Here is a 24,098-nt window from a genome sequence, read left to right on the forward strand (position 1 = left end):
CCGTATCTCGACAAGACATCCCAATTTCGCAGGGTCCCGAAGCTCGGTTCAATGCGAATCAAGTCCCAAAAGGATACAGTTTTAACGATTCCGCGAAAAGACTCCTGCCCAAAAAAGAAGCCGCAGCATTTGTCAATGCTGCGGCCACAAGATGTTGTGGATATAGAGGGTAAAATTAGTACCTGTAGTGGTCAGCCTTGAAGGGGCCCTGAGCCGGGACGCCGATATAGGCAGCCTGCTCTGTCGAAAGTTCGGTCAGCTTGACGCCGAGCTTGGCGAGATGCAGGCGGGCGACCTTTTCGTCGAGGTGCTTCGGCAGAACGTAGACGTCGTTCTTGTACTCGCCAGGCTTGGTGAACAGTTCGATCTGGGCCAGCGTCTGGTTGGTGAACGATGCCGACATCACGAAGGAAGGATGGCCGGTGGCGTTACCGAGGTTCAGCAGGCGGCCTTCCGACAGCAGGATCATGCGGTTGCCCTTGGGGAACTCGATCATGTCGACCTGCGGCTTGATGTTCGTCCACTTCAGGTTCTTCAGCGAAGCGACCTGGATTTCGTTATCGAAATGGCCGATGTTGCCGACGATCGCCATGTCCTTCATCTCGCGCATGTGCTCGATGCGGATGACGTCCTTGTTGCCGGTGGTGGTGATGAAGATGTCGGCCGAAGAGACGACGTCTTCGAGCGTAACGACTTCAAAGCCATCCATAGCAGCCTGCAGGGCGCAGATCGGGTCGACTTCCGTGACCTTGACGCGAGCGCCGGCGCCGAGAAGCGAAGCGGCCGAACCCTTGCCGACGTCACCGTAACCGCAGACAACGGCAACCTTGCCGGCCATCATCACGTCGGTACCGCGGCGGATGCCGTCGACCAGCGATTCCTTGCAACCGTACTTGTTGTCGAACTTCGACTTGGTGACGCTGTCGTTGACGTTGATCGCCGGGAAGGGCAGCAGGCCCTTCTGGCTGAGTTCGTAGAGGCGATGAACGCCTGTCGTGGTTTCTTCGGTAACGCCCTTGATGGCATCGCGCTGCTTGGTGAACCAGCCCGGCGAAGCGGCCATGCGCTTCTTGATCTGGGCCATGAGGATGACTTCCTCCTCGGAAGTCGGCGTCGAAAGTACATCTTCGCCGGCTTCGGCACGGGCGCCGAGAAGGATGTACATGGTGGCATCGCCGCCATCGTCGAGGATCATGTTGGAAAAGCCACCGTCGGCCCACTGGAAGATCCGGTCGGTGTAGGTCCAGTAGTCCTCAAGGGATTCACCCTTGATGGCGAAGACCGGAATGCCCGAGGCGGCAATCGCGGCGGCAGCATGGTCCTGGGTCGAGAAGATGTTGCAGGAAGCCCAGCGAACTTCCGCACCCAGCTTGACCAGGGTTTCGATCAGCACGGCCGTCTGGATGGTCATGTGAAGCGAACCGGTGATGCGCGCGCCCTTAAGCGGCTGCGTCGGGCCGAATTCCTCGCGGCAGGACATCAGTCCCGGCATTTCGGTTTCGGCAATATCGATTTCCTTGCGACCAAAGTCGGCAAGCGCGATATCGGCGACAACGTAGTCCTTGTCAGTGCTCATTGAATTCTCCAGCCTGGACAGGGCACCCGGACCACCGGCTTGCGGCGACGGAATGCGTGGGGGATTTTTGGGGCGCAGTCGCGCCGACAGTGACCCCGTCTAGCAGGCCGGACGGCAAAATGCAACCAGCATATAAAGAAGTCTTTATGTCTTTATATGATTTACGGTTTACATTTCCTCGCCAAATTTGTTGGCAATCAGGGCATCCAGGGCGTTAAGCGCTTCTTCCGCCTGGTTTCCGCTGGCGGTGACCAGCACGCTGCAGCCTGGGCTTGCAGCAAGCATCATAAGGCCCATGATCGAATTCCCCCCCACGGTAGTTCCATCCCTGGAGACCGTGATAGCGGCATCGAAGGCTTCGACGGTCTGGACGAATTTTGCCGAGGCGCGGGCATGCAGGCCACGTTTATTGATGATGAGCAGTTCGCGGGAATGCGATGTCATGGGCGAGATAGCCGTTCCGTCACTTGCCGCTCAAGACGCGGCTGGCCACATTGATATATTTCCGTCCGGCTTCCGATGCTTCGACCAGCGCCTTTTCCATATTGTTTTCGCCGCGCACGCCAGCCAGTTTTATCAGCATCGGGAGGTTGACGCCGGCAATGACTTCCGTATGGCCGCTGTTCATCACCGAGATCGCCAGGTTGGAGGGCGTGCCGCCAAACATATCTGTGAGGATGATCACTCCGTGGCCGTCATCGGCACCGGCGACGGCCTGGATGATGTCCTGTCTCCGGCGATCCATATCGTCTTCCGGGCCGATGGAGACGGTTTCGATGAATTTCTGCGGACCAACGACATGCTCGACGGCATGACGAAACTCTTCAGCCAGCTTGCCATGTGTGACAAGCACAAGTCCGATCATGATATTACTGCTCCCATCGCATAAGCAAACAGGTGGCCCTTATCGCAACGCAGCAATCGCGTCCACCGGTGGGGGGACATCTTGGCCATGAAAAGCCGAAGTGCAAGCGTAAAATGCAGAGATTGGCCCTCATCCTTTGCTCGGGTTGCCGCCATCAGAAGCACTGCGGATGCATCGCCATGATGATGGCAAGCGGATTGATACTTGTTTTTGAAAGGTGGATCGCCGGCAAAACAATGCCCTCGGACACCTCGATCTCGGCACCTTCAGGCGGAAGCCTTTCGGCGGTCGCAAGGTCGACAGGCAAGACTGCGAAATGCATCTGGTTGGAAAGGACGCTGCCGATCCGCAGGATCCCGGTGCCGCGGATCTCGATGAGCCCTGCGATGGACGGTGGACATTCAGCAACGACGCTGCCGTCGCGACGCGAGACAAGCACGCGATCGTCAGCTACCAGCGCCGACGACAGCCCCAACTGTCTGGCCGATGCGAGACAGGCAAAGGCGAGGGCCGATTTTCCGATGCCGGAGGGTCCGAGAAAGAGCAGCCCGGTCGCGCCGACCACGATAGCGGTGGCATGGATGTTGACCGCTACCTGCATCAGACGCTGGCCTCGGCGGGGAGGGACAGGATAAAGCGAGCGCCGCGCGATTTTCCGGTGTCGGCATCGATGATGTTTTCCGCCCTCAGCGAACCGCTGTGCGCCTCGGCAATCTGCCGGCTGATCGACAGGCCGAGCCCGGAATTCTGTCCAAATCCTTCGGCTTCAGGTCTGTCTGTGTAGAAACGCTCGAAAATCCTGTCGATGTCTTCCGCCTGGATGCCGGGACCGTTGTCTTCGATGTGCACCAGGCAACGTGTTCGCGTCCGTGACAGGCGCACGGCGATCTTGCCGCCGTCGGCTGGGACGAAGGACCTGGCATTTTCGATCAGGTTGGTGATGATCTGGCTGATGCGCAGTTCGTGGCCGTTGATGAGGAAGCGTGTTTTCGCGCCCGGCTTGCGGTCGACGACGTAGTCGATCTCCACGGCTTTCTTGCTGTGGCGTACCTGCTGCGACAGGTCGACCATGTCACGCAGCAGCACTTCCATGTCGATCTGCTCGGCATCGCTGCGCGCCAGTTCGGCATCCAGCCGCGATGCGTCGGAGATGTCGCTGATCAGTCGATCGAGCCGCCGGACATCGTGCTGGATGACATCCATCAACCGCTTCTTGGAATCGTCGTTGCGCGCGAGCGGCAGCGTTTCGACGGCGCTGCGCAGGGATGTCAGCGGGTTCTTCAGTTCGTGGCTGACATCGGCCGCAAAGCTTTCGATGGCATCGATGCGATCATAGAGGGCAGTCGTCATTTCCCTGAGCGCAATCGACAGATTGCCGATTTCGTCCTGGCGAGCGGAAAAATCAGGGATTTCCTCACGCACTTTCGAGCCTCTTCGCACCCGGATGGCCGCAGCCGACAGCCGCCGCAGCGGATTGGCGATCGTCGATGACAACAGCAGCGACAGCGCCACATTGACCAGCGTCGCGACGCCGAAGACGCGCATGATAGCCAGTCGTTCTGCGTGAACGATCTTGTCGATATCGCCGGCCTGGGTGGACAGAAGCAGGACGCCAAGCACGGCGCGGGCGCGCTGCACAGGGACGGCGACGGAAACGATCAGCTCGCCCTTTTCCGTGCTGCGGACAACTGCGCCCCGCACACCGGTGAGTGCGTTCATCACCTCGGGATAGATGGAACCGTCGCCGCCGGGGGCCTCCTTGTAGACCGGCAGGTTGGCCGGTTGCAGCATTTTGTTGAGAAGTCCGCTGAACCAGTCCGACCAGCTCTGGACTTCGTCGTCGACCGGCGGCAGATCGTAACGCAATACTTGCCCGCGCGAATAGAGATGACGCGAATCCAGCAGCAGGTTGGCATCGGCATCGAAAATGCGAGCCCGGGTGCGGGTCGGCGAAATAAGCCTCCGCAGCACCGGTGCTACCTTTTCCGGATCGATCGGGAACTCCAGGTCATCGTCGTTGGGCGCCGGCGTGATGCTCTGGCCGGCCTGCAACTCGAGTAGCTTTTCCGGATCGATGGTGATCGAGTTGGTGTCGACCGAGGCGGATGCGGAGACTGCGCCGGCGATGATTTCGCCTTGCGTCAAGAGGCTTTCGACACGGGCATCGATCAGGCCCTCGCGAAACTGGTTGAGATAGAGAATGCCGCCAACCAGCACGATGAGCGCCGCAAGGTTGAAGAACAGGATGCGGCGCGTGAGGCTGGAAAAAACGGCGTTGCCGAAAATGCGGCGGATCAGCGTGAACGGATGCGTCCAGCGGCTGCCGGCCTGTCCCTCCGCCTCTTCCGTATCCCTATGCTGCACAAGCTGTGCCACGCCGCGGCCCTTTCGAAGGGCGTGGCCGGTATTTCCGCCAGCTCACCCCATACGTATCCGCCATCGAAGCTTCAGCCTCAGGCAGCTTCGCGGAAGCGATATCCGACTCCGTAGAGCGTTTCAATCATATCGAAATCCGTATCGACCATCTTGAATTTCTTGCGCAGCCGCTTGATGTGGCTGTCGATCGTCCGGTCGTCGACATAGACCTGTTCGTCATAGGCAGCATCCATCAGTGCATCGCGACTTTTGACCACGCCGGGCCGCTGTGCAAGCGAGTGCAGGATCAAGAATTCCGTCACGGTCAGCGTGACCGGTTCACCCTTCCAGGTGCAGGTATGGCGTTCCTGGTCCATGACCAGCTGGCCGCGCTCGAGCGAGCGCGCCTGCAGCACGGCGCCGGCCTTCGGTGTGCCACCGCTATTACCGGCTGTCGCCGAAGCTTCGCGGTTGGAGGCGCGACGCAGGACCGCCTTGACGCGTTCCACGAGCAAGCGCTGCGAGAAAGGCTTGGTGATGAAGTCATCGGCGCCCATCTTCAACCCGAACAACTCATCGATTTCCTCGTCTTTCGAGGTGAGGAAGATGACCGGGATGTCGGATTTCTGACGAAGGCGACGAAGAAGCTCCATGCCGTCCATGCGCGGCATCTTGATATCGAAGATCGCCAGCTGCGGCGGCCGCGCCAGAAGCCCGTCAAGAGCGGAAGCCCCGTCCGTGTAGGTCTCGACCTTGTATCCTTCGGCTTCCAGAGCGATGGAGACCGAGGTGAGGATATTGCGGTCGTCGTCTACGAGCGCGATTGTCAGCATGCTGTTGGTCTCCGTCATCTAAGCGCATCTCCCGGAATTGGACCCCGACCCAGGCGGTCTGCCGAATTGATCGGCCTCAACCAGGCGCGCTTATGGAGGATAAAGGTGGAACAAATTGTGGCAAAGATAAAGGGTCGATATTTTCGAGGACATTCTCGGGTACCAAAAGTTGTGGCGATAAAATTACCAAACGACAAAATTCAAACGATTTAAATAATGTGACAGAAATTTAAATCGATTAAATATTTGAAAACATTGATCTTTTAAGATTTTTCTCTCTTGCGCCTCCAAGTTTTTGCTCTTAAGGCTGTCATCATTCAATGGCGATTGCCGGAACAGGGGATGAAATGGCGATGCAAGTTTTTGGAGACCACAACCCGGCAGTCGGTCTGGAAACAATCGGATTGGGCAGCGTCGCCAGCGTTCGATACAATCTGCCCGAAGCGCAGCTTTACGAAGAGGCGATTCGACGCGGCGAGGCCGAATTGACCGCCCACGGTGCGCTTCGTGCGCTGACAGGCCAGCACACCGGCCGTTCCCCAAAAGACAAGTTCGTGGTCCGCGACGAAACCACGGAGGACCAGATATGGTGGGACAACAACAAGCCCATGTCGCCGGCGCACTTTGCGCAATTGCACCAGGACATGCTTGCCCACGCCGGCGGGTTGTCCCTGTTCGTGCAGGACCTGGTCGGCGGTGCCGATGTCGACTACGCGCTGCCGTCGCGCGTGATCACGGAATTTGCCTGGCATTCGCTGTTCATTCGTAATCTGTTGATCCGGCCGGATAGGGCGATCTTGGCAAACTTCGTGCCCAGGCTGACGATCATCGACCTTCCCAGTTTTCGCGCAGATCCGGAACGCCATGGTTGCCGGACGGAAACCGTGATCGCCTGCGACTTCACCAGGGGCCTGGTGCTGATCGGCGGCACGTCCTACGCTGGCGAAATGAAGAAGGCCGTCTTCACGGTGCTGAACTACCTCTTGCCGGCCCGCAACGTCATGCCGATGCATTGCTCGGCAAATGTCGGTCCAGATGGAGACGCCGCTGTCTTCTTCGGGCTGTCGGGCACCGGCAAGACCACGTTATCTGCCGATCCCAGCCGTACGCTGATCGGCGATGACGAACATGGCTGGGGCGAAAATGGTATCTTCAATTTCGAAGGCGGCTGCTACGCCAAGACCATCCGATTGTCGGCAGAAGCAGAGCCTGAGATTTACGACACTACGCGCAGGTTTGGCACGGTTCTGGAAAATGTCGTGCTCGATGCAGAGGGCGTGCCCGACCTCGACGATGGCTCGCTGACGGAAAATACCCGCAGTGCCTATCCGCTGCACTTCATTCCGAATGCCTCGGAAAGCGGCATGACCGGCCACCCACAGACGATTATCATGCTAACCGCCGACGCATTTGGCGTCATGCCTCCGATTGCCCGGCTGACACCCGACCAGGCCATGTATCATTTCCTGTCCGGCTACACCGCCAAGGTCGCAGGAACCGAAAAGGGCGTCACCGAGCCGGAAGCTACTTTCTCGACCTGTTTTGGCGCCCCGTTCATGCCACGTCATCCGGCCGAATACGGCAATCTCCTGAAAGAGCTGATTGGCCGTCATGGCGTCGACTGCTGGTTGGTCAACACCGGCTGGACAGGTGGCGCCTATGGCACCGGCCGCCGCATGCCCATCAAGGCAACACGGGCACTGCTCGCTGCCGCACTGAAGGGCGACCTGGACAAGGCGGAGTTCCGCATCGATCCGAACTTCGGTTTTGCCGTGCCGGTTTCGGTCGCGGGCGTAGATGGCAATATCCTCGATCCGCGCTCCACCTGGGCCGATCCTGCAGCCTACGATGCCCAGGCCAGCAAGCTCGTGCAGATGTTCGTTACCAACTTCACGAAGTTCGAGCAACATGTCGATGGGGGAGTGCGCGACGCAGCACCGGGCATGCGGGTTGCCGCCGAATAGGCATCCGTATTTGGTGATTCACGTGAAACCCGGCGGTCTTTCCGCCGGGTTTAGCTTTTGCGCGCTCCCCTGTTTTCAAGCGTCCGGCAATATGGGATAGACGGGCCTGGAGAGACCAATGGCCAGCGACGCACTTTACATCAACGACCGGATCACCATCGCCGGCTGGGAACTGACGGAACAGTTCGTTCTTGCCGGTGGTCCCGGGGGCCAGAACGTCAACAAGGTGTCGACTGCTGTTCAGCTGTTCTTCACCCTCGTCAACTCGCCGTCGCTGAGTGAACGTGTCAAAGCCAATGCCATCAAGCTGGCTGGCCGGCGGCTGTCGAAGGACGGCGTGCTGATGATCGAGGCAAGCCGTTTCCGAAGCCAGGACCGTAACCGGGAGGATGCCCGCGACCGCCTGAAGGAACTGATCCTCGAGGCGGCGTTGCCGCCTCCGCCGCCCCGTCGTAAGACCCGGCCTACCAAGGGATCCGTCGAACGCCGGTTGAAGGCGAAGTCCGGGCGCTCCGAGGTAAAGAAATTGCGCGGAAAATCCGACGGCAGCGATTGAGCACTGTTTGTCGGCATTCGTCACCCCAAATCACTGTCAGGATGATCGCGGAGCACCGACCATGATGCTGTCGAACGGAATTCGTCACCTGCCGGGTTATCTCGATCGCACTGCGCAGGAGGCGCTGGTCGAGCAGATCCGCGCGGTTGTCGCCGAGGCGCCGCTATTCGTTCCGGCCATGCCCGGCACCGGCAAGCCGATGTCGGTGCGCATGACAAACTGCGGCCCGCTTGGCTGGGTCACGGACAAGCAGCGGGGCTATCGGTATCAATCGACCCATCCGGGCACCGAGCGGCCATGGCCGGCAATCCCGGAGTCTCTGCTGGCGCTTTGGGTCGAGGTGGCCGGCTATGAAAAGCCGCCGGAAGCCTGCCTCGTCAATTTTTACGACGACGACGCAAAGATGGGTCTTCATCAGGACAAGGACGAGCAGGATCTGGGCGCACCCGTCGTCTCCATCTCGCTCGGCAACAGCTGTCTCTTCCGCATCGGCGGGGCCTCCAGGACTGACAAGACATCGTCCATCAAGCTTGCCAGCGGCGATATCGTCGTGCTGGGAGGCGAAGGCAGGCTCTGCTTCCACGGTGTCGACCGCATCTACCCGTCAACCTCGACGCTGCTCAGGAGCGGCGGTCGCATAAACCTCACATTAAGACGCGTGAAGCCATAGTTTGCAGGAAACCCGGGGACCTCGACATGACTGACAGACATGCATTTGCGCGGGGACTCGCCGTGTATGTCGTGGTCTTAGGCCTGTATCTCGGTGTCCGACAACTTTTCCTTTTATGGACTTTAGACGCGCACGGCCTTTCCGAGGTTTCGCAGAAATTACCGTACTGGGATTTCACCAATCTCTGGGGCGGTGCCGTCTTGGCGCTCAGGGGACAGGTTGCCGATCTCTTCAATGTCGATATTTATAGGCATGACTTGAGGGCCTTGATATCACCGTTCATGCCGGACCAGGAATGGAGTTACCCGCCGTCCTTCCTGCTGTTGGGTCTGCCGCTTGCCGGTTTACCGCTGCTGCCCGCCTATCTCGTCTGGACATTTGCAACATTGTTGCTGCTGTTCGCCTCCCTGCAAATGCTCTCGCTTCCACTATGGGTGCGCCTTCTAGTCATCATATCTCCGGCCGCTGTGATGAACGTGATATTTGGTCAAAACGGCGCGCTAACCGCTGCCTTGCTGCTATCCGGACTGCTACTCGCGCCGTCTCGACCCGTCATTGCGGGCATTATCCTTGGTCTGCTGACAGTAAAACCACAGATAGGGCTATTGGTACCGTTCTGCCTGCTGGCAAGCGGAAACTACCGCTCCATCGTCGCCGCAGCCGTGACCGCCTCGTTTCTGGCCGTGATGGCAGGTGCCGTATTCGGCTGGGAAAGCTGGGTGCTGTTTTTCACCAAGACGCGGCCGATGATGACCGCAATCCTCGAGGCGCCATACCCGCAAGGCTATCAAAGCAACGGTATGACGTCATTTCTGCTCTCCCGATCGCTGGGATTGGGGGTCGGCGCTGCCTATGCGGTCCAAGCCGTCTTTTCCGCTGCCAGCATCGCGGCGGCATGTTGGCTTTGGCGGCCACGCCTCCGCGTCGATCATGCCACGCGCGCCTGTCTCACGGCGGTTCTGGCGATCGTCGCCACCCCTTACGGGTATGTTTACGATGCAATACCGCTGAGCGCCGCGGCGGCGCTGTTCTTCTGCAAACGTCGGGAACCGACCATCTTGTTGGGGGTCGCCTGGTTTTACCCGCTGGTCAATCATATCCTCGTCCGGAGCCTGCCACTGATCGGCGTCCTCGTGCCGACGATTGTTGCCGCCTGGACATGCTGGAATATCTGGAGGGACGAACGCCGGATTGGCGATTGTCCGGACACCGCTAAAGTTTGCGGAGAGCCACCTGTTCGATCAGATGATCCTGACCCTTGCGCAGGATCAGGTCCGCCCGCGGCCGCGTCGGCAGGATATTCTGTCGCAGGTTCCGCAAATTGATGTTCTTCCAGAGGCCTTCGGCGGTCAGGAGAGCCTCTTCCTCGGTGATCGACGCATAGCGGTGGAAAAACGAGTTCGGGTCACGGAAGGCCGTTTCACGCAATTTCATGAAGCGTCGCACGTACCATTTGCGGACCAGCTTTTCGTCCGCGTCGATGTAGATCGAAAAGTCGAAGAAGTCCGACACCATCGGCACGATCTTCCCGTCGGCCGGCAGATGCCGGGACTGCAGCACGTTTATGCCTTCGAAGATCAGGATGTCCGGACAGTCGACGATCTTGAATTCGTTGGGTAGCACATCGTAGACCAGATGCGAGTAGCAGGGAGCCGCCACATTGGGCCGGCCGGCCTTGATCGCCGACAGGAAGCGCAGCAGCGCCCCGGTGTCGTAGCTGTCGGGAAAGCCCTTGCGCTGCATCAGGTTGCGCCGCTGCAATTCCGCATTGGGGTGCAGAAATCCGTCCGTGGTGATCAGGTCGACCTTAGGGCTGGACGGCCAGCGGCCAAGCAGTTCCTTCAGGATACGCGCCGTCGTCGATTTGCCGACGGCGACCGAGCCCGCGATGCCGATAACGAAAGGCGTCTTGGCGACATTTTCGAGGCTGAGAAAGCGATTTCGCTGTTCAAACAGGATTTGCGACGATTCGACGTGGGCCGAAAGCAGCCGGGATACGGACAAATAGATGCGCCGGACCTCGTCGAGATCGATCGGATCGCCCATCGACCGCAGTCTGTCGACTTCGTCGGCCGTCAGGGTCAACGGCGTATCGGCGCGAAACTTCGCCCACTCCCCGGACGAGAAGAAATGATAGGGCGAATAGGCGTTGGCCTGAAAATGGTCCAGCGGTTCGGGCGCAGATGCGGGCTTGCTGAGTGACGTCATGAGCTCTGCCGACCGGCCTTTTCAGTGAGGCCGGATTGCAGAGTGCGTCTTTCAAGCTCGGCTAGAACGTCATTGAGAGGGATCTCGGCGATTTTCAGCACCACCATCAGATGGTACAGGAGATCAGCGGCCTCATAGGTGAGGTTCTCGCGATCGTTGACAACGGCAGCCATCACCGCCTCGATTGCCTCTTCACCGAGCTTCTTGGCAGCCTTTGCCTGGCCTCCGGCGACGAGCTTGGCAGTCCAGGATTCATCGGAGCCCGCCCGAGAGCGCTGGTCGACGATCTTTTCCAGATCGGAAAGGGTAAATCCGCTCATTTCGCCTCGTTTCCCCCGGTCAGTCGAGCCGCATGGCTATGCCATGCTTCGACATATAGCGCTTTGCCTCGCCGATCGAATAGGTGCCGAAGTGAAAAATCGATGCTGCCAGAACGGCAGTGGCGTGACCTTCTGTGACGCCGGCAACAAGGTCGTCCAGCGTGCCGACGCCGCCGGATGCAATGACCGGCACGCGCACGGCATCGGCAATCGCCCGCGTCAACTCCAGATCGTAGCCACTCTTCGTGCCGTCCCGATCCATAGACGTTACCAGCAGTTCGCCGGCGCCGCGTTCCACCATGCGCGCAGCAAATTCAACCGCATCGATGCCTGTCGCATTGCGCCCACCATGGGTATAGATCTCCCAGGCGCTCACATTATCCTGGCCGACGCCCTGGCTGCGGCGACGCTTGGCATCGATCGAGACGACGATGCACTGGTTGCCGAATTTGTCTGCGGCTTGCGCGACGAAATCCGGATTTGCAACGGCGGCGGAGTTGATCGCCACCTTGTCGGCACCCGCCAGTAGTAGCCGGCGAATATCGGAGACGACGCGGACACCGCCGCCGACGGTGAGCGGCATGAAGCAATGCTCTGCCGTCTGAGCCACAACATCGAAAATGGTATCGCGACCGTCGGAAGAGGCGGTGATATCGAGAAAGCAAAGTTCGTCGGCACCGGCCGCGTCATAGGCCTTGGCGGCTTCGACGGGATCGCCGGCATCGATTAGGTCGACGAAATTGACACCCTTGACGACGCGTCCGTCTTTGACGTCGAGGCATGGGATGATGCGCGCCTTGAGGGTCAAAGTGCCACCTCCGTGGTGCGAGCATCCTTGATCAGCCTGAGCGCTTCGGTCGGATCTATCCGTCCATCGTAAAGCGCTCGGCCGGAAATCGCGCCTTCGAGCTTGGCTGCGTCCGGTTGCAGCATGCGCCGGATGTCGTCGATCGACGCCAGGCCGCCGGAGGCAATCACGGGGATGGAAACTGCCCCGGCCAGTTCTAGTGTCGATGGCCAGTTGATGCCGGCGAGAATGCCGTCGCGGTCGATGTCCGTGTAGATGATCGCGGCGACGCCAGCGCCTTCAAATTTCCGGGCGAGGTCTATGACGCCGAGTTCCGAGGCTTCGGCCCAGCCCTCGACAGCTACCTTGCCACCCTTGGCGTCGATGCCGACCGCGACTTGGCCCGGAAACTTGCGGCAAGCTTCGATGACCAGCGCCGGATCGCGCACTGCAACGGTTCCAAGAATGACGCGGGCGAGACCGCGCGAAAGCCAGCTTTCGATATGGTCCAGCGTCCGGATGCCGCCGCCGAGTTGCACCGGATTACTGGTCGCTTTGAGAATGGCATCGACAGCGTCGCCGTTGACGCTCTTGCCTGCAAACGCACCGTTGAGATCGACCACGTGCAACCACTCGAAACCCTGGTCCTGGAAGGTCTTTGCCTGTGCTGCCGGGTCCGGATTATAGACAGTTGCCTGGTCCATGTCGCCGAGCTTCAGCCGCACGCACTGGCCGTCCTTGAGGTCGATGGCGGGAAAAAGGATCATCGTGTCGGTCCGTTCAGGGCGCGCGCCATCAGGGCTGCCAGCGCAGGAAATTGGAAATCAGGGTAAGGCCGAGCGTCTGGCTCTTCTCAGGGTGGAACTGGGCCCCCACCATATTGTCCCGCCCGACGAAAGCCGTCATCGCGCCGCCGTAGTTCGTGGTGGCGATGATGTCACCGTCGTCAGTCGCTGCCAGGTGGTAGGAATGCACGAAATAGGCATGCAGGCCGTCCTGCCCCGTCTTTATGCCGTCGAACAGCGCATGCGGACGACGCAGGTCGAGCGTGTTCCAGCCGATCTGCGGGATTTTCAGCGATGGATCGGATGGCGTCATTTCCACGACGTCGCCCTTGATCCAGCCGAGACCTTGCGTGGTGGTCTTCTCCAGCCCGCGCGACGACATCAGCTGCATGCCGACGCAAATGCCGAAGAAAGGCCGAGCCCTATGTTCGACGGCTTCCGTCAGCGCCTCGGACATGCCGTCCACGGCGCCAAGCCCGCGGCGGCAATCGGCGTAAGCGCCAACGCCCGGCAGCACGATCCTGTCGGCAGAGGCGACGCGCTCGGCCTTGTCGGTCAGCTCGATCTCAGCGTCGATGCCAATTTCTCGGGCAGCGCGCTCGAAGGCCTTAGTGGCGGAGCGCAGGTTGCCCGAGCCGTAGTCGATAATGACAACGCGCATTGCTCAGCGTCCTCCGTCGTAGCCGATGAGGCCGAGGGCAGCACCCTTGTGGGGGTTGCCTGCAGAGTTTTCTCGAATATCCCAGCGTGCAGCGCGGATATCCTCCGGCACTTCCTCCGAAAGGCCACTGAAATAGATATCTTCGGCCTCGGCGAGATTGCGCGCCGACACCAGGCCACCGGCAACGAAGCCTTTGGCCAAAAGGCGGCTGGCAAACAGCATTCGCCCTTCAACTGCAGAGAGGACACTGACCGCAAGCAGCAGCGACACTCCGGCAGCCCAGAGAGCGGGCGTCCGCATCAATTCCATCCCGATGCCCTGCAGAAGCAAGGCGCCTATCCCGAGCAGCCAGAAACGATGGCAGAACAGCCAGATGCCGGGAAAGAAGAACGCGGTCAGCGAAAAGCCATCGCGTACGAAGCGCGTTTTCTCGTGATCTCTGCCCGGTCCGCTCTCGGGTGTCAGAACTATAAAACTCGCCATCGGGGCGCTCCGCTAAAAATTCCGGTTCAGGCGAGGGTGCCCTTGGTCGATGGCACGCGACCCGCCTGGCGGGGATCAATCTCGGTGGCCGTCCGCAATGCACGGGCCACGGCCTTGAAGCAGGTTTCAGCGATATGATGGTTGTTGGCGCCATAGTGGTTGAGAATATGCAACGTGATGCCGGCGTTCTGTGCCAGTGCCTGGAAAAACTCGCGCACTAGTTCTGTGTCGAAGCTTCCGATCTTCGGCGCACTGAACTGCACGTTCCAGACGAGGAAGGGTCGGCCGGAGAGATCGACGGCGGCCTTGGTCATCGTCTCGTCCATGGCAAGATCGATCGAGGCGTAGCGGGTGATGCCCCGCCGGTCGCCCAGCGCCTTGGAGATCGCCTGGCCGATGGCAATACCGGTGTCCTCGACAGCATGATGATCGTCGACGTGGAGATCGCCTTTGGTCTCGATTTCCATGTCGATTAGCGAATGGCGCGATAGCTGGTCGAGCATATGGTCGAAGAACCCGACGCCTGTCGAGATTTTCGAAGCGCCGGTGCCGTCGAGGTTGACGGTAACCGAAACCGAGGTCTCGTTGGTCGCGCGGGAAATACTCGCCGTGCGGTTGGCTGCGGTGTCTGCCATGGCCTGCTCCATCGGATAATGGCCGTCCATATCAGCCACATGCGAAAATATCCAGAAGTTCCCGCACGACGGGCGCGCCTTTGCCGCGTGAGGCGAACCGGAACCGAAAAGAGTGATATTTGCAATCGCCGGAAGCCCACTTACATAGGCTTCAACAGGGCCGATGCGCGGCCCACTGAAACCGCCCGATCATCGGGCAGACAGGTGCTTTATGACAACGATTATTACCGTCCGGAAGGGCAACCAGGTGGTCATGGCAGGCGACGGACAGGTCAGCCTCGGCCAGACCATAATGAAAGGCAACGCTCGCAAGGTCCGTCGCATCGGCAAGGACGGCGAGGTCATCGCCGGTTTTGCCGGCGCCACAGCCGATGCCTTCACGCTGCTGGACCGCCTGGAGAAGAAGCTCGAACAATATCCGGGCCAGCTGATGCGCGCTGCCGTCGAACTTGCCAAGGATTGGCGGACAGACAAGTACCTGCGCAATCTCGAAGCGATGATGCTGGTCGCCGACAAGACCACCACCCTGGCGCTGACCGGCAACGGCGACGTACTGGAGCCGGAACATGGCACCGTCGCTATCGGCTCCGGTGGCAACTATGCGTTTGCCGCCGCTCGCGCGCTGATGGACACGGACAAGTCGGCCGAGGAGATCGCCCGCCGCGCGCTCGATATCGCCGCCGACATCTGCGTCTACACCAACCACAGCATTGTCATCGAATCGATCAATTCCGACGCCTGAGTTTTCTCTCCTGATCGTTTCCAGCCCCCGATGGGAAAGCAGTACAATGAACAATTTCTCCCCCCGCGAGATCGTCTCCGAACTCGACCGTTACATTATTGGCCAGCATGAGGCCAAGCGCGCCGTCGCAATCGCGCTCCGCAATCGCTGGCGTCGCCAGCAGCTGGAGCCCGACCTGCGCGATGAAGTCATGCCGAAGAACATCCTGATGATCGGACCGACTGGTGTCGGCAAGACGGAAATCTCCCGTCGCCTCGCCAAGCTTGCCGGTGCGCCCTTCATCAAGGTGGAAGCCACGAAGTTCACCGAAGTCGGCTATGTTGGCCGCGACGTCGAGCAGATCATCCGTGACCTCGTCGAGGTCGGCATCGGCCTGGTGCGCGAGAAGATGCGTGCCGAGGTGGAATCGAAGGCCCACATGAGCGCCGAGGAACGTGTGCTCGACGCTCTCGTCGGCGCCACTGCTTCGCCGGCCACCCGCGAAAGCTTCCGCAAGAAGCTGCGGGACGGTGAACTCGACGACAAGGAAATCGACATCGAAATCGCCGATACTGCTTCCGCCGGTTCGGGTTTCGAAATTCCCGGCATGCCCGGCGCCAATATCGGCGTTCTCAACCTGTCTGAAATGTTCGGCAAGGCCATGGGCAACAAGACCAAGAAGGTCCGCACCACGGTCAAGGCTTCCTACGCCGATCTTATACGGGATGAATCTGACAAGCTGGTCGATAATGAAGTTGTCCAGCGAGAAGCGGTACGCTCGGCCGAGAACGACGGTATCGTTTTCCTCGACGAGATCGACAAGATCGCTACCCGTGAGGGCGGCATCGGCGCGGGGGTGTCCCGCGAAGGCGTCCAGCGCGATCTGCTGCCGCTGGTAGAAGGCACCACCGTATCGACGAAGTATGGACCTGTGAAAACGGACCATATCCTGTTTATCGCATCGGGCGCCTTCCATGTCTCCAAACCATCGGACCTGCTGCCCGAACTCCAGGGTCGCTTGCCGATCCGCGTCGAGCTTAAGCCGCTCAGCAAAGACGACATGCGCCGCATCCTGACCGAGACGGAGGCAAGCCTCATCCGCCAGTACAAGGCGCTGATGGACACCGAAGGCTTCTCACTCGATTTCACCGATGACGCGCTCGACGCGTTGGCGGATGTCGCTGTACACCTGAACTCTTCGGTCGAGAATATCGGTGCCCGTCGCCTCCAGACTGTGATGGAGCGCGTGCTGGACGACATCTCCTACAATGCACCTGATCGCGGCGGTGCGTCGCTCACTATCGACGCGGCCTATGTTCAGAAACACGTCGGCGATCTCGCCGCCAACACCGATCTGTCGCGTTACATCCTTTAGCGCCAGCGCTGCCCTCGGTCCCCTCCTTGTGTCGGGATCGGGGTCCCACGATGAACGCGGCATTCATCGGCCATTAAGCTAAATGAAATATATTAGTCACTATGAGTTGGCTTAGATTCGTTGGGTTCAGGCCCAGTTCCCGAGCCTTCGTGGAGGTGGCAATGTTTAAGAAGACCGTTCTATCAATGCTGATCCTGGCGTCGGTCGCCGGAGGCGCGCTTAGCACCGCAAGCACTGCCGAAGCCCAATACCGCCGTCCTCCGCAGGACGATGGCTGGGACCGTGGCCCGCCACCCCCGCAGCGGCGCCATCACCACAATAACAATGGCGGCATCATTGCCGGTGGCATCGCCGCCGGCGTACTTGGCGGCCTGATCGGCGGCGCTTTGGCCAATGGCAACGACGGTGGTTATGGTTACGCACCGCCGCCCCCACCTCCGCCGCAGCCCCGCTGCTGGTTCGAGGATCGCCCGGTTCAGAACCAGTATGACGACGGCTGGCACCGGGAACAGATCCGCGTCTGCAACTAAGGTCGCGCTTTCGCAGCGCCGCACAGACGCATCGATATCCAGTTTGTAATAAACGAGGGACGCGACCTGACATGCTGCAGGTCGCGTCCTTTCTGTTTGACAGACTTTCGGCGTCCGCAGTCACCCTGACGTTATTCCTGGCTTTTCCAACCATGACCCCTCGACACCGGGCCGTTAACTTTTTAGGTGATGGTCAGTTTCCTTGGGGCTTCAGCGTCGGGTCGGCATTATTCGGCCAAGATTGTGATCCACGCCTCCGGAAAGACCGATGAACCTTCGACGGGGCAGCCAATCGTGCGACGCATTCTCATTTCCCTTCTGGTTGCTGTCCTGAGCCTTGGCGCTATCCCTGCCAAGGCTGCCGGCATCCTCACTGTACCGCCCGGCAACCGCAATGCCGAGCAGCCGGACATTCCAGGCGCCTCGGTTCGCCGCACCAAGGGCACCAATTCCAGTTTCGATCGCAAGTACCAGAAGGTCCGCCAGTTGCTGGCAACCGATACAAAGCTGATGTCGAAGATCAAGGCCGTGTCGCGCGCTTATGGCATCGATCCCATCCATGTTGTCGGGGCACTCGTCGGCGAGCATACCTATAATGTCGATGCCTATGATGGTCTGCAGTCCTACTACGTCAAGGCTGCTTCCTACGCCGGCGAAAGCTTCAAGTTCGCCTACAATGGCGAGAACGTCGATGATTTCGTCGCCCGTCCACAGTTTGCCAAGTGCAACGGAAAAAGCGATTCCTACAGCCTCTGGACATGCCGCGAGGATGTCTGGAACGACGCCTTCAAGGGAAAAACCGTCGACGGAAAATCTTTTCCCAACAATCGCTTCAGCGCCGTATTCTTCCAGCCCTTCTACGCTGGCCAGACCTTTGGCCTCGGCCAGATCAATCCACTGACGGCACTGATGCTGTCTGACATGGTGTCGCGAACATCAGGCATCCCGAAGCTCGACGAGCGCAAGGCCGGCGATGTCTATCACGCCATCATGGATCCGGATATCTCGCTCGCCTTCGTTGCCGCCGCTGCCCGCCGCTCGATAGACGACTACCGCTCGATCGCCGGCATGGATATTTCCGGCAACCCGGGCCTCACCGCCACCCTCTATAATGTAGGAAATTCCCGTCAGCGCGCCACGGCCCTTGCCGCGCGCAACAGGGGCGCCAGCCAGCCTGTCTGGCCTGAAGAGAATTATTACGGCTGGCTGATCAACGACAAGCTGGATGATCTGAAGTCGCTGCTTTAATCTCTGCGCGACCCCGCACGCAAATCAGCGAGTTGAGCCAGCGGCGTTTTTCCCTGAGCGTCGATCTTTGCGAGGCCAGTGACACTGGCTGCGAAAAGGGAACAGTCATACTGCCCCCGCGACCCGATCCATACCAATAAAAAAGGCTGCCGGAAGTTATCCGGCAGCCGCTGATGTCGATGAGATGTGAAATCTACTGGATGACGACGACTTTGGTCGTATGGCCCGGGAGGACGCGGCTGTAGAGATCGATGACGTCCTGGTTGATCAGGCGAATGCAGCCCGAAGATGCTGCCGTACCGATGGATGCCCATTCCGGCGTTCCGTGCAGGCGGAACAAGGTGTCCTGGCCCTTGTCGTTGTAGAGATACATTGCACGGGCGCCGAGCGGGTTTTCGAGGCCTGGATTCATGCCGCCTTCAACAAACTTGGCGATTTCCGGCCGGCGCTCTGCCATTTCCTTCGGCGGGTGCCAATTTGGCCATTCCTGCTTCCAGGCAACGTAGGCGTTGCCCGACCAGGCAAAGCCAGCCTTGCCGACGCTGATGCCGTAGCGCATGGCCTGGCCATCCGGCAGGATGTAATAGAGATGACGTTCGCGGGTGTTAACGATGATCGTGCCCGGCGATTCCGTTGTCTGATAGCTGATGATCTGGCGGCGGAACTCCGGCTTGACCTTCTGGATCGGGATAGCAGGAAGCGAGAAGCCAGAATCCTGGGTGACCCCGTAGTCGCCGTCAAACGTCTTCAGCGTTTCGACCGAAGAGCTAGGCGCGGTAATCGGCGCAGCCATCGCTGTGGAAGAATAGCCGGCCGCGGCAAACGCCGCGACAAGGCCCAATACAGTCATTGCATTGCTGAAGCGCATGGGGGTCTCTCGATTTTGTGTCCGGAATTCAGGGTTTTGCCAACCATCTCTGGGAAGGTTTATTTTCGATATCACCGCATTGCAAGCAAACGCGTCGCACAAATAATCGTGTGAGCCGCGATTTGGGAACCCATGGTTTTTTTGCAACAAAACTTGGTCTAGACTGGTTAAATCATGACGATTCTCAGCCTATACAATAACAATCCGTTAATAGATGGTCGCCAGTCCGAGCGGGCGATGCTGGTGCGCAAGGGCGCCCAGCGCCTGCTCCACGAGATGAGGCATGCAGTCCTGCCGGAGTTGACGCTCGCCGGCGGCAGGCGGGCCGATCTCATCAGCCTCAGCGAAAAGGGCGAGATCTGGATCATCGAGATCAAGTCGTCCGTGGAGGACTTTCGCGTCGATCGGAAATGGCCGGACTACCGGCTGCAATGCGACCGCCTGTTCTTTGCCACGCACAAGGACGTGCCGCTCGATATCTTTCCGCAAGAATGCGGCCTGATCCTGTCCGACGGCTACGGCGCCCACATGGTGCGTGAGGCGCCTGAGCACAGGTTGCCGCCAACCACCCGCCGCGCCGTCACGCTCAATTTCTCGCGCGTCGCCGCTCAACGACTGCTCGCGGCAGAATGGGCAATCGGCAAACCGCTTCCGATCGAATAGCCCGCTATTTAGGCGCCCGCTTGGCCAGGATCCGCTGTAGCGTACGCCGATGCATATTGAGACGCCGCGCCGTCTCCGAAACGTTGCGCTCGCACATCTCGTAGACCCGCTGGATGTGTTCCCAGCGCACCCGGTCGGCTGACATCGGGTTTTCCGGCACGTCGGCCTTTCCGCCTGGCCTCTGCGTCAGCGCTGCATAAACATCGTCGGCGTCAGCCGGCTTGGAGAGATAGTCCACCGCACCAAGCTTCACGGCGGTGACGGCGGTAGCGATGTTGCCGTAGCCGGTTAGGACGATCACTCGGGTGTCGCCGCGGCGCTGCCGAATGGCTTCGATGACGTCGAGGCCGTTACCGTCGCCCAGCCGCAGGTCGATGACCGCATATTTCGGCGGGTGGGCCTTCGATTTCGTCACGCCTTCCGCAACGCTGTCGGCCGTTTCGACGAGAAAGCCGCGTGCTTCCATAGCCCGGGCGAGCCGCCTCAGAAACGGGCCGTCGTCGTCGACGATCAGCAGGCTCGGATCCGGGCCGATATCACCGTCGCTGGAGGCAAGTGTCTCGATGTCGTGGTCTAGATCTGTCATTCCGTGATCCCGGCGGTTTTCCGCCTGCATATATCCTGCGTGTATATATATAGCGTCGTGAGCACTGGTCATAAGCCCGTCGGCTCAGTTTGTCGAATTGCTGTCTATCAAGACACGAGGCCATTCGATGCGGATCCGTGCCCCTGAAGTCTCCGCCTCGCGGTTTCCAAATGTCAGGGTTGCGCCGGAGCGCTCCAGCAGTGTCTTTGCAATAAACAAGCCAAGCCCGAGACCGCCTGCGGCATCGTCACGCTGCCGTGTCGTTACATAGGGCTCACCGATGCGGGTCAAGATATCGGGCGCATAGCCGACCCCGTCGTCTTCAATGGTGATCGCCAGAGTTTCGGCATCGAACGCCACCGTGACAGTCACCATCTCGCGGGCATAGTCGACAGCATTTTCCACCAGGTTGCCGAGCCCGTACATGATCCCGGCATTCCGGTTGAGCACCGGTTCGCCGGCCCTGGCGGTCTCCTCGACCAGCGTCAGCTTGATTCCGAATTCGCGATGCGGGGCGAGAATTTCCTCCATCATCGATGATAGCGTCAGATAGCGCATATGCGCCTCGTTCTCCGCCGACAGCGTCGTAATCCGCCGCAGGATGTCGCGGCACCTCTCGCTCTGGCTGCGAAGCAGCGCCACGTCCTCCCGGTAACGCTCGTCGTGGCCGAGTTCCCGCTCCATCTCCTTGGCAACGATGCTGATCGTCGCCAGTGGCGTTCCGAGCTCGTGAGCCGCTGCCGCCGCCAGTCCGTCCAGCTGCGAAAGGTGCTTCTCCCGCTGCAGCACCAGCTCGGTCGCCGCCAGCGCATCGGCCAGCTGGCTCGCCTCCATGGAGACGCGATAGGCATAGAAGGCGGCGAAGGCCATTGTCGATGCGATGGAGCACCAGACGCCGAGTTGCATGACCTGGTTGATGGCGACGATGCCCCCGGCATACCAAGGGAGCGGGAAAGGCGAAAACGCAAGAGACGTGATCGCCACCATCGCCGCAAGGATCAGCGTCATGCTGTAGCGGATGGGCTGGGAAGCGAAGGAGATGATGACGGGCACGCACACCAGGATCGAAAACGGATTGGCAAGGCCGCCGGTGATGAACAGCAGGCCGCACAGCTGCAGCAGATCCAGCCCCAGAAGGGCGAAGGTGGCCGGCGCATCCAGCCGGCGCGTCGGCGGATAGCGCAACGTCAGGAACAGGTTGATCCAGGCAAGGCAGGCGATCAGCACGCAGCAGGGCAGCAAGGGTAGTGGAAACTGCAGCCAGAAGGCGACAATGGCCACCGTCGCGGCCTGGCCACCGACGGCAAGCCAGCGCAGGCGGACCAGCGTCTGCAGCCGCACGCGCCGGCTGGTGTGGTGATTGCCCGGCAAGAGGCTGTCATTTTCGGCAATCATGCTGCTCACTCCTTCACGGCGGATGCACTCAAGTGCCGCGCGGCTTCACGCGGGTGGTCGGCGCGGCGGCTGCCGGATCCTCGGGCCAGGGGTGGCGAGGATAGCGACCGCGCATGTCGGCGCGCACGTCCTTCCAGGTTCCGGCCCAGAAGCCCGGCAGATCGCGCGTCGTCTGGATCGGCCGGTGCGCCGGCGAGGTCAATTCCAGCACCAGCGGCAAACGTCCGCCGCCGATGGAGGGATGCTGGCGAAGCCCGAACAGCTCCTGAACCCGGATGGTCAGCAGCGGCTCCGTCCCATCGTAATGGATAGGGTGGCGCTGCCCCGTCGGCGCCTCGAAATGCGTCGGTGCCATCCGGCCGAGTTCCCGTTGTAAATCATGCGGCAGCAACGACATCAGCCCGTTCGATAGTCCGCCGGTGGAAATATCGGATAGCCCCCGTGCGTCGCCCTGATACGGTACGAACCAATCGGCGAGCCGGATGAGCAGGGCCTCGTCGCTCATGTCTGGCCAGGGCTCCCCGATCGTTCGGTGCAGAAAGCCGATCCGGTCGCGCAGCTGGGCGGCTTCCTTGGAGAAGGTGAGCACGCCAAGCCCGAGTTCGCGGATACCCTCTGCCAGCGCCGCAGCTACCTCGCGCGCGGAGGGACGCGGCAGGGGCGTCTCATCGAGGACAATGGCCCCGAGCCGCGTCACCCGCCGGGCCCGGACCTGCCGGCTCGTCTTGTCGAACAGGCATTGATCTTCGGTGACGATGCTATCCGGCAGCTCGGCTTCGACATCGCCGCGCGTAATCTCGGCAGCACTGAGAATCCGGCCCTGCGCGGCACGACCGGTAAGGTCCGCGACGACAAGCATCGTTGCACCCGACAGCCGCTCCGTCTCCGGCAGCTCGGCACCACGGCCATTGGCCATGACGAACCGGCCGCGACCGCCCCGCTGCAGGGCGATACGATCGGGAAAGGCGTGCAGCAGCAGCGTTCCGGCCATCACCGGTTCGCCGCCGCCTTTGCTGCCCCCGGCAGTTGCCACCAGTCTTGCCACCAGTCGTCGCGCCGCCTCGGCCCGCTCGCTTTTTTCACCCCGAAACCGCCGCAGCCGTTCCTCCAGGTCGATGCTTTGCCCTCCCAACCCCTGTTCGGTCAAAAGCACGGCCAGCATCGCCGCCTCGCGTGCCTGGCCGTTTCCGGCGGCTGAGATCACCATCGCCGCCAGGCGGGGTGGAAGTGCCATCGCCCGCATCGTCCGGCCGCGTGCGGTAAGCCCGTTAGCGTGATCGAGCCCTCCCAGTTGCCTGAGCAAGCTCCGCGCCTCGAAAAGCGTCCCGGCCGGCGGCTGATCGACGAAGGCGAGACTGCCGGGATCCTCGACGCCCCAGTGGGCAAGGTCGAGCGCCAGACTTGAAAGATCGCTGGAGAGTATCTGCGGCGGTGTAAACGCCGGCAGCGCCGCCGTCTGGCCGGGATGCCAGAGCCGGATTGCAATACCCGGCTCCGTCCGTCCGGCACGTCCCGCTCGCTGGTCTGCCGAGGCGCGAGACACCCGCACCGTTTCCAGCCGGGTGATGCCGGTCGCCGGCTCGAAGACGCCCAGCCGCTGCAGGCCGCTGTCGATCACAACGCGCACGCCGTCGATGGTAATCGACGTTTCGGCGATCGAGGTCGCCAGCACGATCTTGCGCATCCCCGCCGCAGTCGGGCGGATCGCCGCGTCCTGCTCCTTCTGGCTGAGGTTCCCGAACAGCGGCGCTATCAGCGTCTCCGGCCCGAACCGTCCTTCCAGCCGCTCGGCGGTGCGGGTGATTTCCGCCTGGCCTGGCAGGAAGGCAAGGATCGAACCCTTTTCATCCCGGTGGGCAGCAACGATGGCGGCAGTGACACTGTCCTCGATCCGCTCGCCGGCAGGCCTGTCGCGGTAGCGCACATCAATCGGAAAGCTGCGTCCCATGCTCTCGATCACCGGCGGCTGGCCGAGCAGCTGTGCAACCCTCTCAATATCGAGCGTTGCCGACAT

The 24,098-nt window shown here is 60.6% G+C and carries 26 protein-coding genes (1 of these 26 running past the window's edge); 9 read left to right on the forward strand and 17 right to left on the reverse strand.

Annotated features, from left to right (window positions below; all coding sequences use genetic code 11):
- Positions 1-175 precede the first annotated feature (175 nt).
- From ahcY to J5274_RS03600, 6 genes are all read right to left on the reverse strand, one after another.
- The gene (ahcY, locus tag J5274_RS03575) at positions 176-1,576 is read right to left on the reverse strand and encodes an adenosylhomocysteinase (protein ID WP_142828668.1); all 1,401 of its coding nucleotides are present in this window, start codon (positions 1,574-1,576) and stop codon (positions 176-178) included.
- Between the two features lie 168 nt (positions 1,577-1,744).
- Positions 1,745-2,020, reverse strand: a complete 276-nt coding sequence (locus tag J5274_RS03580; protein ID WP_111222148.1) for an HPr family phosphocarrier protein — start codon at positions 2,018-2,020, stop codon at positions 1,745-1,747.
- 19 nt (positions 2,021-2,039) lie between these two features.
- Positions 2,040-2,441, reverse strand: a complete 402-nt coding sequence (locus tag J5274_RS03585; RefSeq protein WP_111222149.1) for a PTS sugar transporter subunit IIA — start codon at positions 2,439-2,441, stop codon at positions 2,040-2,042.
- Positions 2,442-2,595: 154 nt separating this feature from the next.
- Entirely contained in the window at positions 2,596-3,042 is a 447-nt protein-coding gene (locus J5274_RS03590; RefSeq protein ID WP_142828667.1) for an HPr kinase/phosphorylase, read from the reverse strand.
- Positions 3,042-4,817, reverse strand: coding sequence for a sensor histidine kinase (locus J5274_RS03595; protein ID WP_142828665.1), 1,776 nt, complete (start codon positions 4,815-4,817; stop codon positions 3,042-3,044). Before J5274_RS03595 ends, J5274_RS03590 begins: the two co-directional genes overlap by 1 nt.
- Before the next feature lie 77 nt (positions 4,818-4,894).
- Complete coding sequence (locus tag J5274_RS03600; protein WP_202617211.1) at positions 4,895-5,629, reverse strand: response regulator transcription factor; 735 nt, start codon at positions 5,627-5,629, stop codon at positions 4,895-4,897.
- A gap of 353 nt (positions 5,630-5,982) precedes the next feature.
- Here J5274_RS03600 and J5274_RS03605 point away from each other — a divergent pair, with 353 nt between their 5' ends.
- The 4 genes from J5274_RS03605 to J5274_RS03620 all read left to right on the forward strand — a co-directional run bounded on the left by J5274_RS03605 (position 5,983) and on the right by J5274_RS03620 (position 10,144).
- The gene (locus tag J5274_RS03605; RefSeq protein WP_219274932.1) at positions 5,983-7,593 is read left to right on the forward strand and encodes a phosphoenolpyruvate carboxykinase; all 1,611 of its coding nucleotides are present in this window, start codon (positions 5,983-5,985) and stop codon (positions 7,591-7,593) included.
- Between the two features lie 118 nt (positions 7,594-7,711).
- Entirely contained in the window at positions 7,712-8,149 is a 438-nt protein-coding gene (arfB, locus tag J5274_RS03610; RefSeq protein ID WP_142828663.1) for an alternative ribosome rescue aminoacyl-tRNA hydrolase ArfB, read from the forward strand.
- A 61-nt stretch (positions 8,150-8,210) separates the two neighbouring features.
- Complete coding sequence (locus J5274_RS03615) at positions 8,211-8,819, forward strand: alpha-ketoglutarate-dependent dioxygenase AlkB (protein ID WP_142828661.1); 609 nt, start codon at positions 8,211-8,213, stop codon at positions 8,817-8,819.
- 26 nt (positions 8,820-8,845) lie between these two features.
- Entirely contained in the window at positions 8,846-10,144 is a 1,299-nt protein-coding gene (locus tag J5274_RS03620; protein WP_219274757.1) for a glycosyltransferase family 87 protein, read from the forward strand.
- Here J5274_RS03620 and coaA read toward each other — a convergent pair.
- The 7 genes from coaA to hisB are packed head-to-tail and all read right to left on the reverse strand — an operon-like array spanning position 10,032 to position 14,698.
- Positions 10,032-11,027, reverse strand: a complete 996-nt coding sequence (gene coaA / locus J5274_RS03625) for a type I pantothenate kinase (protein WP_142828657.1) — start codon at positions 11,025-11,027, stop codon at positions 10,032-10,034. The genes J5274_RS03620 and coaA overlap by 113 nt on opposite strands.
- The gene (locus tag J5274_RS03630; RefSeq protein WP_142828655.1) at positions 11,024-11,347 is read right to left on the reverse strand and encodes a phosphoribosyl-ATP diphosphatase; all 324 of its coding nucleotides are present in this window, start codon (positions 11,345-11,347) and stop codon (positions 11,024-11,026) included. Before J5274_RS03630 ends, coaA begins: the two co-directional genes overlap by 4 nt.
- 19 nt (positions 11,348-11,366) lie before the next feature.
- Positions 11,367-12,155 (reverse strand): imidazole glycerol phosphate synthase subunit HisF, encoded by a 789-nt coding sequence (gene hisF, locus J5274_RS03635; RefSeq protein WP_219274758.1) that lies wholly within the window; start codon positions 12,153-12,155, stop codon positions 11,367-11,369.
- On the reverse strand, positions 12,152-12,901 hold the full coding sequence (gene hisA / locus J5274_RS03640) for a 1-(5-phosphoribosyl)-5-[(5-phosphoribosylamino)methylideneamino]imidazole-4-carboxamide isomerase (RefSeq protein ID WP_142828651.1): 750 nt from the start codon (positions 12,899-12,901) through the stop codon (positions 12,152-12,154). Before hisA ends, hisF begins: the two co-directional genes overlap by 4 nt.
- A 28-nt stretch (positions 12,902-12,929) precedes the next feature.
- Entirely contained in the window at positions 12,930-13,580 is a 651-nt protein-coding gene (gene hisH, locus J5274_RS03645; RefSeq protein ID WP_142828649.1) for an imidazole glycerol phosphate synthase subunit HisH, read from the reverse strand.
- A gap of 3 nt (positions 13,581-13,583) precedes the next feature.
- On the reverse strand, positions 13,584-14,063 hold the full coding sequence (locus tag J5274_RS03650; protein ID WP_142828647.1) for a DUF2628 domain-containing protein: 480 nt from the start codon (positions 14,061-14,063) through the stop codon (positions 13,584-13,586).
- Between the two features lie 26 nt (positions 14,064-14,089).
- Complete coding sequence (hisB, locus tag J5274_RS03655) at positions 14,090-14,698, reverse strand: imidazoleglycerol-phosphate dehydratase HisB (protein WP_142828809.1); 609 nt, start codon at positions 14,696-14,698, stop codon at positions 14,090-14,092.
- A 211-nt stretch (positions 14,699-14,909) separates the two neighbouring features.
- On the opposite strand from hisB, the gene hslV reads away from it, so the two are divergent.
- The 4 genes from hslV (at position 14,910) to J5274_RS03675 (ending at position 18,572) form a co-directional block, all read left to right on the forward strand.
- Entirely contained in the window at positions 14,910-15,440 is a 531-nt protein-coding gene (hslV, locus tag J5274_RS03660; RefSeq protein WP_142828645.1) for an ATP-dependent protease subunit HslV, read from the forward strand.
- A 46-nt stretch (positions 15,441-15,486) separates the two neighbouring features.
- Entirely contained in the window at positions 15,487-16,794 is a 1,308-nt protein-coding gene (hslU, locus tag J5274_RS03665; RefSeq protein ID WP_142828644.1) for an ATP-dependent protease ATPase subunit HslU, read from the forward strand.
- Between the two features lie 161 nt (positions 16,795-16,955).
- On the forward strand, positions 16,956-17,324 hold the full coding sequence (locus J5274_RS03670; RefSeq protein WP_142828642.1) for a hypothetical protein: 369 nt from the start codon (positions 16,956-16,958) through the stop codon (positions 17,322-17,324).
- 294 nt (positions 17,325-17,618) lie between these two features.
- Positions 17,619-18,572, forward strand: coding sequence for a DUF1402 family protein (locus J5274_RS03675; RefSeq protein WP_142828640.1), 954 nt, complete (start codon positions 17,619-17,621; stop codon positions 18,570-18,572).
- A 193-nt stretch (positions 18,573-18,765) separates the two neighbouring features.
- On the opposite strand, the gene J5274_RS03680 is transcribed toward J5274_RS03675, so the two are convergent.
- Positions 18,766-19,440 carry a L,D-transpeptidase gene (locus tag J5274_RS03680; protein ID WP_142828638.1) on the reverse strand — a complete coding sequence of 225 codons (675 nt, stop codon included), beginning with the start codon at positions 19,438-19,440 and terminating at the stop codon, positions 18,766-18,768.
- A 174-nt stretch (positions 19,441-19,614) separates the two neighbouring features.
- Here J5274_RS03680 and J5274_RS03685 point away from each other — a divergent pair, with 174 nt between their 5' ends.
- Positions 19,615-20,103 (forward strand): MmcB family DNA repair protein, encoded by a 489-nt coding sequence (locus J5274_RS03685; protein WP_142828636.1) that lies wholly within the window; start codon positions 19,615-19,617, stop codon positions 20,101-20,103.
- 4 nt (positions 20,104-20,107) lie between these two features.
- On the opposite strand, the gene J5274_RS03690 is transcribed toward J5274_RS03685, so the two are convergent.
- The 3 genes from J5274_RS03690 to hrpB all read right to left on the reverse strand — a co-directional run.
- Entirely contained in the window at positions 20,108-20,689 is a 582-nt protein-coding gene (locus J5274_RS03690; RefSeq protein WP_142828634.1) for an ActR/PrrA/RegA family redox response regulator transcription factor, read from the reverse strand.
- 84 nt (positions 20,690-20,773) lie between these two features.
- On the reverse strand, positions 20,774-22,084 hold the full coding sequence (locus J5274_RS03695) for an ActS/PrrB/RegB family redox-sensitive histidine kinase (RefSeq protein ID WP_219274759.1): 1,311 nt from the start codon (positions 22,082-22,084) through the stop codon (positions 20,774-20,776).
- Positions 22,085-22,112: 28 nt separating this feature from the next.
- Positions 22,113-24,098, reverse strand: the 3' portion of a protein-coding gene (gene hrpB, locus J5274_RS03700; RefSeq protein WP_142828630.1) for an ATP-dependent helicase HrpB. 480 nt of this gene lie beyond the right edge of the window; only the last 1,986 of its 2,466 coding nucleotides appear in the window; its start codon lies beyond the right edge, outside the window; the stop codon is at positions 22,113-22,115.

Origin of the sequence: Rhizobium sp. L51/94, assembly GCF_019355555.1 — a bacterium.
Lineage (GTDB): Bacteria > Pseudomonadota > Alphaproteobacteria > Rhizobiales > Rhizobiaceae > Rhizobium > Rhizobium rhododendri.

Bases quoted from the DNA above. Each gene is read 5' to 3' on its own strand.
- J5274_RS03600 (WP_202617211.1), bottom strand. From the start codon at position 5,629: ATGCTGACAATCGCGCTCGTAGACGACGACCGCAATATCCTCACCTCG.
- J5274_RS03590 (WP_142828667.1), bottom strand. From the start codon at position 3,042: ATGCAGGTAGCGGTCAACATCCATGCCACCGCTATCGTGGTCGGCGCG.
- J5274_RS03695 (WP_219274759.1), bottom strand. From the start codon at position 22,084: ATGATTGCCGAAAATGACAGCCTCTTGCCGGGCAATCACCACACCAGC.
- J5274_RS03605 (WP_219274932.1), top strand. From the start codon at position 5,983: ATGCAAGTTTTTGGAGACCACAACCCGGCAGTCGGTCTGGAAACAATC.
- J5274_RS03615 (WP_142828661.1), top strand. From the start codon at position 8,211: ATGATGCTGTCGAACGGAATTCGTCACCTGCCGGGTTATCTCGATCGC.
- hisA (WP_142828651.1), bottom strand. From the start codon at position 12,901: ATGATCCTTTTTCCCGCCATCGACCTCAAGGACGGCCAGTGCGTGCGG.
- J5274_RS03630 (WP_142828655.1), bottom strand. From the start codon at position 11,347: ATGAGCGGATTTACCCTTTCCGATCTGGAAAAGATCGTCGACCAGCGC.
- hisB (WP_142828809.1), bottom strand. From the start codon at position 14,698: ATGGCAGACACCGCAGCCAACCGCACGGCGAGTATTTCCCGCGCGACC.
- ahcY (WP_142828668.1), bottom strand. From the start codon at position 1,576: ATGAGCACTGACAAGGACTACGTTGTCGCCGATATCGCGCTTGCCGAC.
- hslU (WP_142828644.1), top strand. From the start codon at position 15,487: ATGAACAATTTCTCCCCCCGCGAGATCGTCTCCGAACTCGACCGTTAC.
- J5274_RS03685 (WP_142828636.1), top strand. From the start codon at position 19,615: ATGACGATTCTCAGCCTATACAATAACAATCCGTTAATAGATGGTCGC.
- J5274_RS03670 (WP_142828642.1), top strand. From the start codon at position 16,956: ATGTTTAAGAAGACCGTTCTATCAATGCTGATCCTGGCGTCGGTCGCC.
- hisH (WP_142828649.1), bottom strand. From the start codon at position 13,580: ATGCGCGTTGTCATTATCGACTACGGCTCGGGCAACCTGCGCTCCGCC.
- coaA (WP_142828657.1), bottom strand. From the start codon at position 11,027: ATGACGTCACTCAGCAAGCCCGCATCTGCGCCCGAACCGCTGGACCAT.
- J5274_RS03580 (WP_111222148.1), bottom strand. From the start codon at position 2,020: ATGACATCGCATTCCCGCGAACTGCTCATCATCAATAAACGTGGCCTG.
- J5274_RS03680 (WP_142828638.1), bottom strand. From the start codon at position 19,440: ATGCGCTTCAGCAATGCAATGACTGTATTGGGCCTTGTCGCGGCGTTT.
- J5274_RS03690 (WP_142828634.1), bottom strand. From the start codon at position 20,689: ATGACAGATCTAGACCACGACATCGAGACACTTGCCTCCAGCGACGGT.
- arfB (WP_142828663.1), top strand. From the start codon at position 7,712: ATGGCCAGCGACGCACTTTACATCAACGACCGGATCACCATCGCCGGC.
- J5274_RS03585 (WP_111222149.1), bottom strand. From the start codon at position 2,441: ATGATCGGACTTGTGCTTGTCACACATGGCAAGCTGGCTGAAGAGTTT.
- J5274_RS03620 (WP_219274757.1), top strand. From the start codon at position 8,846: ATGACTGACAGACATGCATTTGCGCGGGGACTCGCCGTGTATGTCGTG.
- hslV (WP_142828645.1), top strand. From the start codon at position 14,910: ATGACAACGATTATTACCGTCCGGAAGGGCAACCAGGTGGTCATGGCA.
- J5274_RS03650 (WP_142828647.1), bottom strand. From the start codon at position 14,063: ATGGCGAGTTTTATAGTTCTGACACCCGAGAGCGGACCGGGCAGAGAT.